At 70.5% G+C, this 18,427-nt stretch carries 13 protein-coding genes (1 of these 13 only partly in view); 4 read left to right on the plus strand and 9 right to left on the minus strand.

The features are described 5' to 3' along the window. The 6 genes from ACZ6DL_RS12570 to mftA all read right to left on the minus strand — a co-directional run. Window positions 1-4,706: the beginning of a non-ribosomal peptide synthase/polyketide synthase gene (locus ACZ6DL_RS12570; RefSeq protein WP_466050718.1), read on the minus strand. It extends 13,102 nt beyond the left edge of the window; 4,706 of the gene's 17,808 nt are visible here — the first part of the coding sequence; its start codon is at window positions 4,704-4,706; its stop codon lies beyond the left edge, outside the window. A gap of 478 nt (window positions 4,707-5,184) precedes the next feature. Then, on the minus strand, window positions 5,185-6,552 hold the full coding sequence (locus ACZ6DL_RS12575) for a GAF domain-containing protein (RefSeq protein WP_466050720.1): 1,368 nt from the start codon (window positions 6,550-6,552) through the stop codon (window positions 5,185-5,187). A gap of 124 nt (window positions 6,553-6,676) precedes the next feature. Then, window positions 6,677-8,128 (minus strand): mycofactocin dehydrogenase MftG, encoded by a 1,452-nt coding sequence (gene mftG, locus ACZ6DL_RS12580; RefSeq protein WP_466050722.1) that lies wholly within the window; start codon window positions 8,126-8,128, stop codon window positions 6,677-6,679. Window positions 8,129-8,183: 55 nt separating this feature from the next. After that, entirely contained in the window at window positions 8,184-9,584 is a 1,401-nt protein-coding gene (mftF, locus tag ACZ6DL_RS12585) for a mycofactocin biosynthesis glycosyltransferase MftF (RefSeq protein ID WP_040870178.1), read from the minus strand. A gap of 231 nt (window positions 9,585-9,815) precedes the next feature. Further along, entirely contained in the window at window positions 9,816-11,357 is a 1,542-nt protein-coding gene (mftC, locus tag ACZ6DL_RS12590; protein ID WP_466050724.1) for a mycofactocin radical SAM maturase, read from the minus strand. A 16-nt stretch (window positions 11,358-11,373) separates the two neighbouring features. Next, window positions 11,374-11,472 carry a mycofactocin precursor MftA gene (gene mftA, locus ACZ6DL_RS12595; RefSeq protein ID WP_157107015.1) on the minus strand — a complete coding sequence of 33 codons (99 nt, stop codon included), beginning with the start codon at window positions 11,470-11,472 and terminating at the stop codon, window positions 11,374-11,376. A gap of 400 nt (window positions 11,473-11,872) precedes the next feature. Here mftA and mftR2 point away from each other — a divergent pair, with 400 nt between their 5' ends. Both mftR2 and ACZ6DL_RS12605 read left to right on the plus strand, forming a co-directional pair. Continuing rightward, the gene (mftR2, locus tag ACZ6DL_RS12600) at window positions 11,873-12,511 is read left to right on the plus strand and encodes a mycofactocin system transcriptional regulator MftR2 (protein ID WP_357038874.1); all 639 of its coding nucleotides are present in this window, start codon (window positions 11,873-11,875) and stop codon (window positions 12,509-12,511) included. A 61-nt stretch (window positions 12,512-12,572) separates the two neighbouring features. Next, the gene (locus ACZ6DL_RS12605; RefSeq protein ID WP_391464851.1) at window positions 12,573-13,628 is read left to right on the plus strand and encodes a 2Fe-2S iron-sulfur cluster-binding protein; all 1,056 of its coding nucleotides are present in this window, start codon (window positions 12,573-12,575) and stop codon (window positions 13,626-13,628) included. 70 nt (window positions 13,629-13,698) lie between these two features. Here the strand turns inward: ACZ6DL_RS12605 and ACZ6DL_RS12610 are convergent, their stop codons facing one another. The 3 genes from ACZ6DL_RS12610 to ACZ6DL_RS12620 form a co-directional block, all read right to left on the minus strand. Beyond that, on the minus strand, window positions 13,699-14,436 hold the full coding sequence (locus ACZ6DL_RS12610; protein ID WP_466050726.1) for a DNA alkylation repair protein: 738 nt from the start codon (window positions 14,434-14,436) through the stop codon (window positions 13,699-13,701). Window positions 14,437-14,859: 423 nt separating this feature from the next. Continuing rightward, on the minus strand, window positions 14,860-15,621 hold the full coding sequence (locus tag ACZ6DL_RS12615) for a glutamate racemase (protein ID WP_040870185.1): 762 nt from the start codon (window positions 15,619-15,621) through the stop codon (window positions 14,860-14,862). Between the two features lie 404 nt (window positions 15,622-16,025). Further along, the gene (locus tag ACZ6DL_RS12620; protein ID WP_466050728.1) at window positions 16,026-17,222 is read right to left on the minus strand and encodes an NAD(P)/FAD-dependent oxidoreductase; all 1,197 of its coding nucleotides are present in this window, start codon (window positions 17,220-17,222) and stop codon (window positions 16,026-16,028) included. 217 nt (window positions 17,223-17,439) lie between these two features. Between ACZ6DL_RS12620 and ACZ6DL_RS12625 the strand changes: the two genes are divergently transcribed. Then, window positions 17,440-17,796, plus strand: a complete 357-nt coding sequence (locus ACZ6DL_RS12625) for an SPW repeat domain-containing protein (RefSeq protein WP_040870186.1) — start codon at window positions 17,440-17,442, stop codon at window positions 17,794-17,796. Window positions 17,797-17,801: 5 nt separating this feature from the next. Continuing rightward, a complete protein-coding gene (locus ACZ6DL_RS12630) occupies window positions 17,802-18,425 on the plus strand; it encodes a TetR/AcrR family transcriptional regulator (RefSeq protein WP_466050730.1) in 624 nt (207 codons plus the stop codon). Window positions 18,426-18,427: the final 2 nt, after the last annotated feature.

Genomic DNA, 18,427 nt, shown 5'->3' on the forward strand with positions numbered 1-18,427 from the left:
GTCGCCGCCGGATCTCGGGCGCCCGCCTCGGCCTGCCCCGCCGCGAGGGCGCGCGCTTGCTCCGCGTGGTCGAGAAGGGGCAGATCGCCTACCGCGATCCCGGGATCGGCGGTGGCCGCCCACAGGAAGCGGATCAGCGCGCGGGCGTAGCCGGCGATGGTGGCTTCGTCGAACAGATCCGTGGCGTAGCAGAATTCCGCGGGAACCCCCGCCGGTGCCGAACCTTCCCCGAGTCCGGCGCCGGCGGAGTTCTCGGTGACCGTGAGCTGGAGATCCAGCTTGGTCACTCCGGTGTCCAGGGTACTGGTGGCGACCGACAGTTCGGGCAGTTCGAAGGCGATTGGCTCGGCATTGTCGAAGGCGAGCAGCACTTGGAACAGCGGGTGGCGCGCCTGCGAGCGCGGCGGATCCAGCGCGGCGACCACCTGCTCGAACGGCAGCTCGGCATGCCCGAAGGCGGCAAGGTCCTGTTCCCTGACCCGCGCCAGCAGGGCGGAGAACGGCTCGGCGGCGTCGATCCGGGTGCGCAGTGCCAGGGTGTTGACGAACATGCCGATCAGGTCGTCGAGGGCGCGCTCGCCACGACCGGCGACCGGGGTGCCGATCACGATGTCGCCGCTGCCGGACAGTCGCGACAGCAGCGCGGCCAGCGCCGCGTGCGTCAGCATGAAGGTCGAGATGCCTTGTGCGCGAGCGAGTTCGCTCATCCGAGCGGCCAGTTCGCCGGGTAGCTCGAAGCCGAACACCGCGCCCCGGCCGGAGGCGACCGCCGGGCGGGGGCGATCGGCGGGCAGGTCGAGCTGGTCGGGCGCGCCCGTCAGCGTCCCGGTCCAGAACGACAGCTGGGTGGCCGCGAACGGATCGTCCGGAGAGCCGAGCAGTTCGTGCTGCCAGAGGCTGTAGTCGGCGTACTGGACCGGTAGCGGGGCCCAGGCGGGCGCGACGCCGCCGCGGCGCGCCGCGTACGCGCTCATCACGTCGCGGGCGAGCACGCGCAGCGACAGACCGTCGGCGGCGATGTGGTGCAGGACCAGCGCGAGCGCGTAACCGCCGTCGTCCACCGCGAAGATCCGGGCGCGGAGCGAAATCTCGCGTTCCAGGTCGAAGCCCCGCGCGGCGAACGCGCTCAGGCGCCCGTCGAGCTCGGCGGCGCCGATCGCCTCCGGCGCGCCGGCCACCTCCGCCACCGACAACACGATCTGCCGTGCGGCCGGGCCGTCGCTGTCGCCGGGCGGCAGCGCGGGGAAGATCGTGCGCAGCACCTCGTGCCGGATGACCACGTCCTCGAGCGCCTGCCGCAGGGCGGTGACGTCCACCGCGCCGCGCAAGCGCACCACGAACGGCATGTTGTAGCTCGCGCCGGATCGCTCGAACCGGTTGAGGAACCAGATGCGCTGCTGCGCCGGAGAGAGCGGAACCAGCGGCGGCCGTGGCCGTGCCCGCAGCTGCGCGACCAAGGACGCGCCGCCGGATCCACCGGCCCGCTCGACGAGTGCGGCGAGTTCGGCCACCGTGCAGGCGGCGAACACGTCGCGGACTCCGAGCGGGCAGTTCAGGTCGGCGGACAGCCGGGCGGCGACCTGTGTGGCCACCAGACTGTTTCCGCCGAGTGCGAAGAAGTCGTCGTCGCGACCGACCAGCTTGTTACCGAGCACTTCGGCGAACACCCGCGCGACCGCGAGTTCCACGGCGGTGGCGGGCGCGGTGTAGCCGGCCGAAGCCCTGCTGGGAGCGGGTAGCGCGCGGCGATCCAGCTTCCCCGAGGCGTTCACCGGCAGTGTGTCGAGCACCACGTAGGCGGCGGGCACCATATATCCGGGCAGCGCCTCGGCCGCCGCGGCGCGCAGCCGGTCCGTGCGCACCGCACCCGGCTCCGCTTCCACGACGTAGGCCACCAGCTGCTCGCCCACACCCGCGTCGTCGCGCAGTACCACCACCGCGCGGTCCACCGCGTCCACCCGGCCGAGCACGGCCTCGATCTCGCCGAGCTCGATGCGCAGGCCGCGCAGCTTCACCTGGAAGTCGGCGCGTCCGAGGTACTCCAGTTCGCCGTGGGGAGTCCACCGCACCAGGTCACCGGTGCGATACATCCGCCCGCCCGCCCGCGCGGGCCGGCCGCCGAACGGGTCGGCCACGAACCGCGCCGCGGTCAGCTCCGGTCGCGCGACGTAGCCCCGGGCGAGCTGTACCCCCGACAGATACAGCTCACCCGGCGCCCCGACCGGTACCGGCCGCAGCCGCGAATCGAGGACGTAGAGCCTGGTGTTGAACACCGGCGCGCCGATCGGCACCGAGAGGGTATCGGTGTCGGTGACTTCATGGAAGGTGACGTCTACCGCCGCTTCCGTGGGACCATACAGATTGTGCAGGCGCGCGCCGGTCAGGGCGCGCAGCCGCTGGGCGAGCGCGGCGGGCAGCGCCTCCCCGGAGGCGAACACCGTGCGCAGCGACGTTCGGTACGCGTCATGCCGGTCCGCGAGGAAGGCCGCCAGCATGGACGGCACGAAATGTGCTGTGGTGACGCCGAATTCGTCGATCGCCCGACGCAGATAAGCGGGATCGCGGTGCCCGTCCGGCTGGGCGAGCACCAGCGTCGCGCCGATCTGCAGCGGCCAGAAGAATTCCCACACCGACACGTCGAACGTTGCCGGAGTCTTCTGCAGCACAACGTCTTTCGCGGATAGTCGATAGGTCTGCTGCATCCACACCAACCGGTTCACGATCGCCCGGTGGGTGATCGCGACGCCCTTGGGCAGACCGGTCGATCCCGAGGTGAAGATCACATACGCCGGATGCTCGGGTCGCAGGGCAGCGACGCGTTCCCGGTCCCATACCGGCGCGGCGGCGACGGCTTCATCGACCCGGTCCACCCGCAGCACCGGCAGGCCGGTCGGTACGGGCGGTACGGGCGGATGAGCGTCCCCCACGGTCAACACGCAGGCCGGACGGGCCGTCGCCAGGATGTGCGCGGTGCGCTCCGGCGGGTGATCCGGGTCCAGCGGCAGGTAGGCGCCGCCCGCCGCGAGCACCGCGTACATCGCGATCACCAGTTCCGGCGAGCGCGGCAGGTGCAGCGCCACCACCGTTTCGGGTCCCACACCCAGCGCGATCAGCGCGCGCGCGAGCCGGTGGCTGCGCTCCGCGAGTTCACGGTAGGTCAGGTCCGGCGCACCGGCGGACCGCAGCGCCACCGCGCTCGGCGTGCGGGCCGCCTGCGCCTCGAACATCGACACCAGCGTCGCCACGGGAGCCGAGCCCGCCGAGCGGCCCGGCAGTCGCGCTTCCACGTCGAAACCCGTCTCGTTCCAGATCCGGGTGCTGACCTCGAGTTCCAGCTCGGTCGCGACGTCGACGGCGGCGAGCGCGACATCCGGCTCGGTGGCGACCAGGCGCTCCAGGTAGCGGAGGAACCGGGCGTGCTGCCGTGCGGTGTCGTCGGCGGTGTAGAGATGCGGGTTGGCCTCGAAGTCGACGTGCACCCGGTCCCGGTCGCCGTAGTAGACGTTCAGGCCGAGATCTTCCACCGGACCGGTGGACAGCACGTGATAGCGCCCCACGGTCGCGCCGAGGGTGAGATCGCTGCGGAACAGCATGATGTTGGCCAGCGGCCCGAACAATCCGCGGTGCGCGAGACCGGCGATGTGCTCGGCGTCGCGCTGGATGTCCTCGTGCCGGTAGCGCTGATGGCGCAGCGCGCCCGCGACCTCGACGCGGGTGGCGCGCAGCAGTTCGCCCCAGCTTCCGCCGACGGGCAACCGCAGCGGCACGATGTTCGACAGCATGCCAGCCGAGCGCCGCAGCGCCGCGGTGGTGCGCGCGGTCACCGGCAGGCTCAGCACCGCCTCGTCCCGGTCGGTCAGCCGTCCGAGGTAGGCGGCGAACGCCGCGAGCAGCACCACCGCGATCGTCGAATCCTGACTCGCGGCGAGGGAGCCGATCCGCTCGACCAGCTCAGGGGCGAGCGCTCGCCCGGCGATCCGGTTGGTCGCGCAGCGCGGCGCGCAGCGACCGGCGAGGTTGGTCGCGCCGTCCAGCCCGGCCACCCGCCCCGCCCAGTGCGCGCGATCGGACTCGAAACGGGGGCTTTCCCGGTAGGCGAGTTCGGCCTGGGTCAGCGAGGCGAGCGTCCCGGGCCGCACGGCCTCGGGTTCGGCGCCGAGCACACGGGCGGTGTACAGCTCGGCCGCGCGCATGGTGTTGGTCAGGGCGCCGTAGCCGTCCAGCACGATGTGATGGACCCGCAGATACCAGAAGTACCGGCGCTCGGCGACGCGCAGCACGGCGCCCGTGAACAGCCGGTCGGCGCGCAGGTCGACCGGCGCGCTCGCGTCCGCGCGCATCCAGTCGTGCGCCGCGGCCACCGGGTCGGCCTGGTCGCGCAGGTCGATCAACGGAATATCGACCGAGAGCCCGAAGTCGACGTACTGGTGCGGGACGCCGCCGGATTCGCCGAGCCGCACCAGCACCGACTCGTACTCGCGCGCCGCCTCGGCCGAGACCTCCTGCAACAGAGCGGCATCCAGCTCGCCGCGCACGTCCACGTACTGGGCGACGTTGATCGGCACGTCGGGCTCGAGCAGCTGCGCGTACCAGACGCCGAGCTGGGCGGGCGCCAGGGCGAACGGCTCTGCTGCGGCCTGGGACGGCTTCGGCTCGACGGAACGCTGCGGCAACGCGCTGTACCCACCCAACTCCGTATCGTGCACCAGAGCCTCCTACTCGGCGAAAGAACGGCTGTCCGAACGCTTTTGGGCAGCACGAACAAGCCGCTACACCCGGCTGCCCAGTCCGGGCGCATGGCGTGAACACCACGTGCGATTCGATGAGAAGCGCGAGCGATGCGAAGGGCATCGCGCGGAATTCGGCAGATTTACGCGAGATCGGCGACCGGGTGGTCACCGCCGCGGCGAGCGTCGCGTCCGCCGACGTGCTCGCCTAGCGTTCGATCGATCCTCCAACGTCATCGCCGTGGAGCGGACGCCACGGTTATGTCAGCTACGTCACACGGTCGTCATCCGTGCAGTGCGAACATTAGGCGCTTCTGTAATAAAAAGGAACTATTTGCACTAAAAACTTCTGGACAGGCGTCCAATGCGGCTACCAGCGGCGGAAGTCCAGGACAGACCTGGGCGCGCGACCGCGTTCGATCACGGCGAAGCGTTCACACACCGATGGCTGTGCAGATTATGAGCCGAAACGTTGCATTCGCGTTGCATCGGCGCCGAGGCGGCGATCCAGCACCCGGATCTTGGCCTCGATCTGCGCATACAGCGGCGAGTCACGATCCACCGTGGCCCGGTAGGCCGCCCATGCCGCGGCGTCGTCGCGCCCCTCCGGGCAAGCGGTCCACCGGCGCAGCGCCGCGGCGTCTCCCGATCCCAGCACCGCGGTGCGCAATCGCACCCGCAGTTCGTCGCGAATGTCGATGATTCCCGGCGCGGTCGAACGCGGCAGCACCGGCCCGGCATAGAGCCGTAATGCCGAATCGACATCACCGGAGTCGAGCGCGGCGCGCAACGCCTCCACATCGGTTGCGAGGGGAACGCAGAGACGGTACGGCCGGGAGCCGAACACGGTCGGGCCGACCACCGCCCGCAATCGGGACACGGCGGCGCGAATGGTGCCGGTGTCCAGATCGGTGTCGTCGAGCAGCAGCGCGAGATGATCGGCGCCGAGCCCCTCCGGATGTTCGGCCAGCAGCAAGAGGATCTCGGCATGCCGCTGCGACAAGGGCACCCGATCATCCGCGACGCTCAATTGCGGCTGCCCGAGGCCGAGCACGTCGAGCGCGAGCCGGCCCGCCGGATGCGGCGGCGCCGGGTCGCGTCGGCCGCGACCCGTTCCGCGCTCCCCGGACCGCATCGCGGTGAGCAGCAAGTCCATTTCCGCGGCGGTGGCGGTGGCCTTGACCAGCGCGAGGATCTCCGGTTTGGCCACGCGGACGCCGCCGGCGATCATCAGCACGCCGACCAGCCTTCCGTCCGGATCGTGCACCGGCGCCGCCGCGCCGGTGAGCTGGTGCATCCGGTGCAGGAAATGTTCCGGGCCGTGGATCCAGGCGGCGCGCCCGGTGCGCACCACCAGGCCGACCGCGTTCGTGCCGATCCGGCGCTCGCTCAGATCGTCGCCTGCGCGCAGGCCGATCTCCGCGGCGGCCGCGACCTGCTCGGCGCCGCCGTGCACCGAGAGCACCCGGCCGAACTGATCGGCGACCACGACGATCAAACCCGTTCTGGCCGTGTCCTGTACGAGCAATTTGTCGATCAGCGGCATCAGGGCGGCAATCGGATGGGCCTGGAGATAGCGCTGCAAATCGGCCCCGCGCAAGCCGCGACCGTCGACCGCGTCCATCGGATCGATCCCGCCGCGCACGCTGCGCAGCCAGGACTCCAGCACGGCAGGGCGCAACAAACCGGCGAGCCGGGCAAGTTGATCGCCGCCCGCGCTGAGATATCCGTGCGCCTGCGCGGCGTAGACTTCGAGCGCACCGAGTTGGGCGCCCGGCTCGACGCCCGGCCGTGGGGGTCGCCCACCTGCGATGTTGCTGACCATTTGCCTTTCTTTCCGCCCCAAACTGTACCGGCGCATACCGGGCGGCACCGACCGATGTTCGGGTTTGTCCGCCAGGTCACACCCGAGGCCGACCCCGGCAAATTGTGACCTAAACGTCTTTCACTTATGAGACCAGATGCGCGGCCGCCTTTTCCGCGATCATCATGGTTGTGGCCTGCGGCCCACGACCCAGTGGCACCGGCACGACGGACAGATCCACTATCGACAACCCGGTTACTCCGTGCACCCGGCACAGCTCGTCCACCACGGCCGCCGCGTCGTTTTCCCGGCCCATTCGGCAGGTGCCGGATAAATGTTGCGAAGTGGCGAGATTCGCGCGTAACCAAGCGTCGAGATCCCCGGTCCGCGGAATCGGATCGACCGGACGGGCGTTCATCCGGCGCAGCAGCTCGCCCGCGGTCGCCACCGCTTCGCACAGCCGAGCACGATCCGTCTCCGCGGCGAGGTATCGGTAATCGATGAGCGGCGCGACGCCCGGTTCGGCCGATCGCAAGCGGAGCGTGCCGGAGGACCGCGGGCGCATCAGCGTGACGCCGAGCCTGCGCACCCCGGGGGTGAAGGACACGGCGTAGGGGCGGATTTCGACGTCGCCGACCTCGAGCACGGTCTCCAGCGGGACGGTCGGCGGTTCGGCCAGGTCGAGCAGGTAGGAGATCCCCACTTCCGGATGGTCGCCGAGCCGGGCGCCGACCGGTGCGGCGTGCACGACCGGGATGCCGAGCGGTCGAAGCTGCCGCGGGTCGCCGATGCCCGAACGCAGCAGCAGCGCGGCCGACTCGATCGCCCCCGCGCAGAGCACGATGCGGTCGGCCCATTCGACGCCGCTCTCACCGTCGCGGAGCCACTCGACGCCGACCGCCCGCGTCCCGTCGAAACGGATGCGCGTGACCAACGTTTCTCCGCGCACCGTCAAATTCGGGCGGCCCAGAGCGGGCAGCAGATAGCCGATGGCCGGGCCGATCCGCCTGCCGTGGTCGCGATTGCACGGCACGACGCCGACACCCTCGCCGCTGTCGGGGGCATTGAGATCGGGCACCTCGGCGAACCCGGCGGCGAGGCAGGCGTCCGTGAACACCACGCTGACCGGGGCGGGATCCGCGGTGCGCACCACCGGAATCGGGCCCTCATCACCGTGCCAAGGCCGATCGCCGAAGTCCAGGTCGCGCTCCGTCCGGCAGTAGAACGGCAGCACCGCGTCCGACGACCAGGTGTCCGAGCCGCCGAGCACCCGGCTCCAGTCCTCGAAGTCCGCCGCCGTGGCGCGGACGAAGTAGCCGCCGTTGACCGCGCCCGACCCGCCGATCACCTTGCCGCGCACGATGGTTCCCGGCAGGGGCGGGTCCTCGGCGAGAACGACCTCGTAGCGCCACAGCCACCCCACCTCCGGACCGATCGGCAACGCCGCCGCGTCCAGCAACTCGGCGGGCATCGCGTCGAGGCCCGTCCACAGCGCACCGGCCTCGAGCAGCCGCACCGCGTGCGCCGGATCGGCGCTCAACCGCTCCGCGAGGACACACCCGGCGGTACCGCCCCCCACGATGAGTGTGTCGGCCATTCGGACTCCCGTTCAGTAGCCAAGATCCAGGGTCGTCGCGGGTCGTACGAGTCGATCAGCGCGAGGGCGTGGTGGGTTTCAGCGCTTCCACGCTGCGCGCGCGGAACGCGCCGAGCCACAGGCCGGTGCCGTAGGCGATGTCGTCGAGACGCTTGTAGGCCACGTAGCGCACGGGATCGAGGCCGCCCGCGTCCCGGTGGGTGAACCAGTCGGCCAGGCCGTCGGCGAGGGCCATGGTGATCGCGATGCGCCGGACGCGCCGCGACAGCACCATCGCCACCAGCGTGATCGGCCAGTAGTGCCTGCACATCGCCGACGCCATCCGCCAGAGCCCGGCGAAGAAGCCGCGCGCCAGATAGATCGCGGCGATCCGGGTGGGGTTGTCCAGTTCGGCGAAGACGCGCCGCAATCGGGCCAGCGCGGTGATCAGGGTGCCGATGCCGCCGAGCAGCCCCCACTTGGTCAGCGTGGCGAACAGGAACGCGGCCAGCAACGTCCAGGACGGCACCGACAGCGGTGACACCGTGCCCGCGTGCCGATCACCCAGCGGTGCGGCGCCGGTGCCGTAGAACAGCTTCCGGCCGAACCAGGCGCGGAAGCGCACCCGGTGGTCGTGCGCCACGTGCGCCGCGGGCTCATAGCGCAGCCGCCAGCCCGCCCGCTCCAGCCGCCAGCACAGGTCGACGTCCTCGGCGACGTGCATGGACTCGTCGAAACCGCCCTGTTCCAGCAGCGCCCTGCGCCGCGCCAGCAGCGCCGCGCTCGGCACGTAGGACACCAGTCCGCCCGAGTGCACGGCCGCCTCGCGCCTGCCCAGGTCGAGCGAGGAGCGGGTGTGCTCGTAGCGCGCCAGCGCGTTGGACTCGGGGTCCAGCGCGACGATCCGAGGGGCCACCAGCGCCACCCCCGGGTCGCTGAAGTGGCCGAGCATCACCTCCAGCCATCCGCTGCGCGGCACCACGTCGGAGTCCAGGAACGCGACGAAGTCGGTTGTCGCCGCGCGCAAGCCGGCGTTGCGCGCGGCCGCGGGCCCCTGCTTGCGGTCGTGCCGCAGCACGGTCACCCGGCAGCGGGTACCCCGGTTGCGCGGAATCCGGACCGGCTGGTCGGACCCGTCGTCGACCACGATGACGTTGTGCCCGCGCAACGCCGCGAGCAGGCGGGCCAGACCCTCGGCGTTGTTGTGCAGCGGCACGATGACGGTGACGTCCTCCGGCGACGGCAGCAGCCGGGGGCGGGGATTGGCCACACCGGAGTCGAGCAGCCGTCTGGCAACGACAGCGGACTTCGGGCCGGTCACCTCGAGGTACCCGTCGCCGATCATCTCGGCGGCCTCCGGGGCAAGTCGCAGCAACCTGGCCGGCGAACCGCCGATCAGTACCCGCCCGCCGGAGTATGCGCGTACCCGGGGATCGATCCGCACCCCGAATCCATCGGGCAGGCGATCATGGCGCATTCCTGGCATGCTAGGCGGAGTTTCGCGGCCAGACATCAACAGTCCGGAAAAAACGGCAGATTTCCGGGCGAAACCGGCCCGCCACCGGAAGCGGCCTGCGCCGCACCCGATGCCGAGAGTTCGCCGACAGCCGTTTCCCAGCATCCGGCAACGCGACGGCTATCGCCCGGTCGTGGACCGGACGATGGCCATGGCCGCACTGCTAGCACACTTTTGGCAAACTTCATTGCCTCAGGCCAGCGGACTCTCGTCACAAGCCCGCGACGGGCGGCGTTCCGGCGCGAAGACGACCGGGCGCGTCGCGCTCAACGTCAAGGGGACCGGTGTACTCTTGCGCCCGCCCGCGCGGGGGGTGACCCGGCGGGAATGGTCGACCGACGAACGCGGGATCATCCGCGCGGTGTCGGCCAGCGCCGCCTCGCCGTAGCCCTGGACGCACTCCGGATCCGGCCCGTCGGCGGGCAACCCGGTGAAGAACTTCGCCGCCATGCAGCCGCCCCGGCAGGCGTCGTAGTGGCTGCACGACGCGCACGCGCCGCCCCCGCTGGGCTCGCGCAGCTCCCCGAACAGGTCCGAGGACCGCCACACGGCGCCGAAACCGCCGTCGGCCACGACGTTTCCGGCACGGAATCGGTCGTGGATGGCGAACGGGCAGGCATAGACGTCACCGACCGGATCGACCAGGCAGACCACCCGGCCCGCGCCGCACATGTTCAAGCCCGGCAGCGTCTGACCGAACGCCGAGAGATGGAAGAACGAGTCGCCGGTGAGGACACCCTCCCCGTTGCGCAGCAGCCAGTCGTAGAGCACCCGCTGCTGATCGGGCGTCGGGTGCAGCTCGTCCCATACGTCCGCACCCCGCCCCGACGGCCGCAGCCTGGTCAGTCGCAGGGTGGCGCCGTACCTTTCGGCGATGGCGCGGAACTCGTCGAGCTGTCCGATGTTGTGCCTGGTCGCCACCACCGACAGTTTCGCGTCCCGGAAACCCGCCGCGGCGAGGTTCTCCAGCGCGCGAATGGCCATGGCGTAGGAGCCGGGCCCGCGCACGGCGTCGTTGACCGCGGCGTCGGCGCCGTCCAGCGACACCTGCACGTCGACGTAGTCGCTGGCCGCCAGCCGGGCCGCGACCTCGGGCGTGATCCGCACCCCGTTGGTGGAGAACTTCACGCCCACGTGGTGCGCGGTCGCGTAGTCGACCAGCTCCCAGAAGTCCGGGCGCACCGTGGGCTCGCCGCCGCCGATGTTCACGTAGAACACCTGCATGCGCTCGAACTCGTCGATCAGCGCCTTGCACTGCTCGGTGCTCAGCTCGCGCGGGTCCCGGCGGCCCGAGGAGGACAGGCAGTGCACGCAGGAGAGGTTGCAGGCGTAGGTGAGTTCCCAGGTCAGGCAGATCGGCGCGGCCAAGCCGGACTCGAAGCGATCGACCAGGCGCACCGCCCCGCCGGACGCGACGGCCCCCGCCACGGGAGCGGCGTTCGCGATCGCCGCCGGCACCGGCGCGCCTTCCGGCGCACCGATGATCATGTCCGAGTCGGCGAGCTGGGTCAGCGCGTCGACATAGACGCCCGCGCCCGCCTCCGGCACGCCTGCCGCGCGCAAGGCGGTGCGGGCCGACGCGTGCTCCGGCAGCGAGCGGACGATCTCGACGATCCGCGGACTCTTCAGGAAGGACAGCTTGCGCGTGCCGAAGTGGTACAGCAGCGCGCCGAACGGCTCCGGGCGCAGCGCCACACGCGGGTGCAGCAGCCAGCGGGTATCGAGATCGAGCATCGTGGTCCGCCGCCCGTCAGTAGACGCCGCACATGCCGTCGATGGACACCTCTTCGATGAGGCTCTCCTCCACCAGCGGCGCCTCTTCGGCCGACCGCGCGGCGGCGGTCTCCATCCGTCCGGTGTTGTCGGTGTCGGCGTGTCCGTTGGACCCGTATTCCGGCATGGCTACCTCCGCGAGGACGATCCGTGTGCGAACTGCTCGGTGCAGCTCGTGCTCACACAATAACGTCATCAACTGACAAAAGAACAGGTTTCAGTCACCGAATCCGTGCAGCCCGGGATTCCGGCTGCCGCTCGACCCGCGCGACCGGCCCGTTCGCCGCCCGCCGAGGGCAACAGGCGGCGACGGGAGCGATACCCGGCGCTCTAGACTGCGGATGGCAAGCAGCTGAACAGAATGTGACGGGCAGCACAAGCCCGCGGCGGTAGAGGTGGCATGGGAGTCGGACGAATGCAGGCGAACGGGGGCGGCGGCACACAGTGGTGTGAGCATCGGGCCTGGAGGCGGAAGCTTGCGTAACCACGGAGGGCCCGCGAGCACCACGAGTCGAACGCTGTCGGAGTCCGAGATCGTCGAGGCCGCGCTGCGGGTGGTGCGCGAAGACGGCGTGGAGAAATTGTCGATGCGGCGACTATCCCGCGAACTCGGCGTCTCCCCGATGGCGCCCTACTACTACGTCGCCGACAAACGCGAACTGCTGGACCTCGTCGCCAGCGCGGCGCTGACCGGAGTGCGCACGCCACCGGCCGAATCCGGGTCGTGGCAGCATCGGCTGCGCGACCTGGTCGACCAGATCGACGAGAAGCTGCGCAAGCATCCCGGTCTCGGCGACATCCTCATCGAGCAGATGCTCGGCAAACAGCTGGACCTGATCGCCGCGATCATGGACATCCTGGACGACGCGGGCTTCGGCGACCGCAACATCCTGGCCGCCTACGCGACCATCCACACCTATTTGTTCGGCCGCAGCCGGGTGAACCCGCGCGACCGCTCCGCCCCCGCCGACGTCACACTGCCTCCCGTGGTCGAGCGGGCCACGCGGCACATCGGCGACCTGCGCGGACGCTACTCCTACGACTTCGGCATGGAGGTGCTGATCGCCGGGCTGGAGGCCCAGCTTGTCCGCCAGGCGACGCCCGACGTACGATGAAACTGAAACACGTTCTAGTTTTTGCGTCGCGGGTAGCCCGTGCCAGGTTCGAGAGGACGACATGACGACTGTCGAGGTTCCACACGGCTCGCGCTCGGTCGTGCTGCGGGTGTCCGCGGTCATCACCGAGACGGCCGACACCCGCTCGCTGGTCTTCGACGTTCCCGACGAGCTGGCCGAGAAGTTCCGCTACCAGCCGGGGCAGTTCCTCACCCTGCGCATCCCCAGCGACCGGACCGGCTCGGTGGCGCGGTGCTACTCGCTGGCCAGCTCGCCGCATACCGACGACCGCCCGAAGGTGACCGTCAAGCGGACCGACGGCGGCTACGGGTCGAACTGGGTGTGCGACAACGTGAAAGAGGGCGACCGGATCGAGGTGCTGCCGCCCTCGGGCGTCTTCACCCCGAAGGACCTGGACGACGATCTGCTGCTGTTCGGCGCCGGCAGCGGCATCACGCCGGTGATGTCCATCCTGAAGTCGGCACTGGCCCGCGGCACCGGCCGCATCGTGCTGGTCTACGCCAACCGCGACCACGAGTCGGTGATCTTCGCCGGTGAGCTGCGCGATCTGGCGGACAAGCACCCGCAGCGGCTCACCGTGATCCACTGGCTGGAGTATCTCCAGGGCTTGCCGACGGCCGACGCGCTGGCCACCCTGGTGGCCCCCTATCGCGGCTATGACGCGTTCATGTGCGGCCCGAAGCCGTTCATGGACCGGGTACACGACGCGCTCGCGCAACTGGGCGTGCCGCGCGCCCGCACGCACGCCGAGGTGTTCAACTCGCTGGCCGGCGACCCGTTCGCCGACCAGGCGCCGGTCGAGGTCTCCGACGAGGAGGCGGCCGACGCGGCGACGGTCGAGGTCGAGTTGGACGGCGAAGTCCACCAGCTGAAATGGCCGCGCAAGCAGACGCTGGTGGACATCATGCTGGCCAAGGGATTGGACGTGCCCTATTCCTGCCAGGAAGGCGAATGCGGTTCGTGCGCGTGCACGGTGCTGGAGGGCAAGGTCGAAATGGACAACGCCGAAATCCTCGACCCGGAGGATATCGAGAACGGCTACATTCTCGGCTGCCAGGCGCATCCGGTGACCGACCACCTGAAGATCCAGTTCTGAACGATCCGCCATTTCGAACGCAATTTCGCGTTCGCCCGAAATGGCGCCGTTAGCCGATCGATTGCGCCAACTATCGCGCGCGGTAGTCGGCGCGCACTTCGGGCGGTAGATGTTCGGTCGCGTAGCTCAACGCGGTGCGTCCCATCGCCGGGGCGTGCCGGTCGAGGAATCCGGTCAGCAGGCTCCGGTCGACGCGCTTGCCGACTTCGCGCAGCATCCAGCCCACCGCCTTCTGGATCAGATCGCGCCGATCGCCGAGTAGCAGCTCGCTCAGCGCGAAGGTGGTCGAGGCGTCACCCGCCTTGATGAAGGCGAAGGTGGACAGCAGCGCCACCCGCCGCTCCCAGAGCGAGTCGGACCGCGCCAGCTGGAACAGCAGGTCACGCGGTTTGTCCAGCAGCCACGGGCCGACGATGTTCTCCGCGGACACGTCCACGAGATCCCAGTTGTTCACCCGGCCGCGCCGCACGGCCGCCAGATACAGCTCCACCATGGCGGCGCGCGCGGCGTCGTCGAAGGAGCGCGGCCGGGACGCCGCGGCGAAGCGCGCGTTCAGGATGACCAGCGCGACGAACCGATCCTCGTGCACGTCGCTGTCGAGCAGCTTGTCGATCTCGTCCAACGGAAGCGCCGCGAAGCGTTTCGCGACACCACGGCTCACCGGGACCCGCACGCCGAGGAACACGTCACCCTCGCCGTACTCACCGGGCCCGGATTTGAAGAACCGCCGCAAGTGCGTCGCGTCGTCCGGATTCGCCAGTTCCCGCAAAGCCGTCCGCACGTCGGCCGCGGTCACCGAGTCGCTCATCGAACCACGCTCCTGTTCCGAATACTCTGTGCGCTCAACGCGGCCCCGGCCATCGGCGCGTGCCCGGTCGCCGAAGCCGCCCCAGTCGCCAACCCTCCCCAGTCGTCAGCGCGGCCCGGTCCCTCGGCGCGGGCCCAGTCGTCAATGCCGCCCCGATCGCCAACGCTGCCCCGTCCGTCGGTGCGCCCCAGTCGCCAACCCGCCCCAGTCGTCAATGCCGCCCCGTCCCTCGACGCGACCCAAGTCGCCAAGGCCGCCCCCATCGCCAACGCGGCGCCGTCCGTCGGCGCGACCCCAGCCGCCAATGACGCCACAATCCTCAATGCTGCCCCGTCCCTTGACGCGGGCCTGGTCTCCGACGCCGCCCCAGCCATCAACGCGGCGCCAATCGTCAACGCGGCGAGCGCGATGCCGGACCGCGGTTCATCCCTGCGCGCCCAGCACACGCCCCGACTCGAAGGCGGCCGCGCTGGCGGGCAGCGCACCGGGGCGGCCGCTGTTCAGCACCCGGACCTCGCCGTTGCCGGTGCTCGGCCGGCCCAGCGCCTCGATACGCCGGATCGTCTGTGCCGCAACGGCTTGCGCACTGTCGAACAGACGGACCCCGTTCGGCAGCGCGGCGACGATCGCGTCGGTCACCAGGGGGTAGTGCGTGCAACCGAGCACCACGCCTTCGACGTCCGGCGGAGTCCGCGCGGCGGCCCCCGCGATCGCGTCGTGCGCGGCGGCCAGATCGCCGCGGTCGATCGCGTCCGCCAACCCGTGGCATGCCACGCCCACCACGTCGGCCTCCCCGCCGAATTTCGCGATCAGATCGGCCTGATACCGGCTCGCCGTGGTCGCCGCGGTGGCCCAGACCGCCACCGATCGGCACACGGCCGCCGCGGGCTTGATCGCGGGCACGGTGCCGATCACCGGCACGTCGGGCCCGACGTCGGCGCGCACGTGCTCCAGCGCCGTGACGCTGGCGGTGTTGCACGGCAGGACGATCACCTCGGCCCCGGAACGAAGCGAGGTCCGCGCGGCGTTCACCACCCGCTCGACCACCCAGTCCTCCGGCTTCGGCCCCCACGGCGCGCCGTCCGGGTCCAGTTGCAGCAGCAGATCCACATCCGGCCGCAACTTGCGCAACCAAGCGGAGGTGGGCAGCAACCCCAGACCCGAGTCGATGAGCGCGACGATCACCGCACCACCGTATTACAGCCTCATGACAGCGCCGCAGGCCGTTCGTGGCCCGGCGAACGTCTCCCACGACGGCGGCGGGCCCACCGCCGACTACGCGGTGCCGCCGGATGCTGCACGGATTCGCCCGCGCACGCCACGCGAAGTCCGGTCCGCGACAGAGTGTGTGCTCGCCCGGGCGCGAGGGCCGACGGCGCGACTGGTTCGTCCGGCCCTGGCGCTCATGTGCCGCCGCCGGCCTGGCTTTGGCCCATGGATCCGGCCGAGGGGCATGGCATCACCGAGGGTTCCGGGGCCATGATGCGGGCAGGCCGGTGCCGAACTCGCCGGAGGTCTGCCGTGGTCGAGTCACGCGCGGCAGGCGTGTTTCGCCAGAGCCCGGCATCGCGCCCGAGCCCGGCGCGAGGTCAGCTGGGCGCGAGCAGTTCGGTCACCGGAGCGCCCGCGGCGATCTTGGCGCGCGCCTTCATCACCTGGGCGGTCATGCCCGCGCCGACGACGCCGGTGAGGTTGCCGCCCTGGGAGTAGTAGGCGAGGAACTTGCGGCCGTCGTCGGAGACGATGTGCACCTCGTCGGTCGCACCGGGGGTGCCGAGGGCCTGGATCTTGACGTCGTACTGGTCGCTCCAGAAATACGGGACGCGGGCGGCCGTGGGCGGTTGCGCCCCCAGCAGCGCGCAGGCGACCAATTTGGCCTGCTCGCCCGCGTTGGTCCAGTGTTCGACGCGTTTGCGCGAGCCGGTGTCGTGCAGCCAGGCCGCCACGTCGCCCACCGCCCACACGCCTTCGGCCGAGGTGCGCCCCACCTCGTCGGCGAGCACGCCGCCACCGGCCGACGGCTCCGCCAGCGCGATCCCCGAATCGCTCAGCCACTCGGTCGCCGGCCGCGAGCCGACCCCGATCACGACGAGGTCGGCGGCGATCTCACCACCGTCGGACAGCCGGGCGCCGCGCACCCGCCCCGCGTCGTCGCCGAGCAGCGTGTCCACGCCGATGCCGCAGCGCAGATCGACCCCTTCCGCGCGATGCATCCGCGCCACCAGTTCGCCCACTTCGCCGCCCAGCACCGAGGCCAATGGCGTCGCCTGCGGTTCGACCAGCACGACATCCACCCCCTGCGCCCGGAAACTCGCCGCGAGTTCGCAGCCGATGAATCCGGCGCCGACGACGAGCGCTGTCCGCGCGCCGCTGAGGTCGGCGCGCAGGGCGACAGCGTCGGAATGACCGCGCAGCACGTGCACGCCGGCGAGATCGGGCAGGCCGGGAAGGCGGCGCGGGCGCAGGCCGGTGGCGATGATCAGCTGGTCGTAGTCCAGCGTCGTCCCGTCGGCGAGGCGGACGCGGCGCGCGCCGGTGTCGACGCCGACGGCTTCGGTGCTCGCACGCAGATCGATCTGCTTCTCCGCGAAGAACTCGCTCGGCCGCAATGTGGTGTCGTCGGTCTCGCCGCGCACGAACTGCTTGGACAGCGGCGGCCGGTCGTAGGGCAACCGCGGCTCGTCACCGATGAGCACGAGCTCACCGGCGTAGCCCGCGCGGCGCAGTTCCTCCGCGGTGCGCAGGCCGGCGAGGCCTGCTCCGACGATCACGATCGGCGCGGTCATGCGGCCATCCCTTCCTTGGAACCCGGCAGCCGATCCCACGGAACCGGCGGTGCGACGAAGCCCACCCTAACCTCCGCTTGGTGCATTGGCCTGTGACGACCATCACGCGTCAATGGTCGGGCAACAGCCGCGCAATCGTGTTCGTTCCGATATTGATCGGGCGGTCAATCAGAGCTATACCGAGGAGAGCACACACTCACAGCCTCAGGAGGTACCCATGTTCACCGAGAGCCGCGCGCAAGATTTCCTGGCTGTCGTGCTCGGAGCCTTCGCCGCGCTGTCCCCCCTCTGGGTGGACACCAACGACAACGCCATGTGGTCGCTGATCGTGCTCGGCGTGCTCATCGCTCTCACCGGTCTGGCACAGATGGCCCGCCCCGATATGGCGGCGGCAGACTACGTGATGGGCCTGTGCGGCGCACTGCTGTTCCTCTCCCCGTGGGTCATGGACTTCACGGAGTACCGCAGCGCATCCTGGACCGCATGGGTAGTCGGCGTGGTGACGGCGGTGGTCGCGGTAGCGGCGCTGCCGACGGTGTCGGGACGTCTGCACGACATGGCTCCGCATCACTGACGCAGATGCCAGGAACCCGGCGGGCCGGGCGTCGCCGCAGCGCGAAAGCCGACGGCGACGCGCGGCAACTCATCCTCGACGCCGCGGAGAAACTCTTCGCGGCACAGGGATACGACGCCACCGCGACGGCGGCCATCGCCGCCGCGGCAGGCGTCCCCAAAGGACTCGTCTTCTACTACTTCCCGACCAAGGACTCGATCCTGTCCGCCTTGATGTCCGAACGGGTGCCCGCCCAGCCGATCGATGACATCGGCACGGTGGTGGCCCCGGGAGATCCGGCCACCAGCCTGGTCAACCTCGATGCCGCCCTGAACCTGCGCGACCACCACTCATCGGTGCTGCGGGTGATCCTGTGGCGGGAAGCCGACACCCATCCCGACGTGCGACGGCAACTGCGCCGCCTGCGCGATCAACTGCTGGAGGTCACCACGAAGGTGCTGCAGGCGAGCGCCCCCGCCCCGGTGCGCCCGGGCACCCTGCGCGCGTGCGCGGCGGCCTGGGTCTCGGCGATGTTCGCCATGGCCAGCACCGACCGGCTGCACGCGCTCGACGGCCTGCCACTGCCCACCGCCGAGGAAGTGCTGAACGTCGCGCAGGTGGTCGCGGCCGGGATGACTCAGATGGGGTGATC

Source organism: Nocardia sp. NPDC041819 (assembly GCF_055590505.1).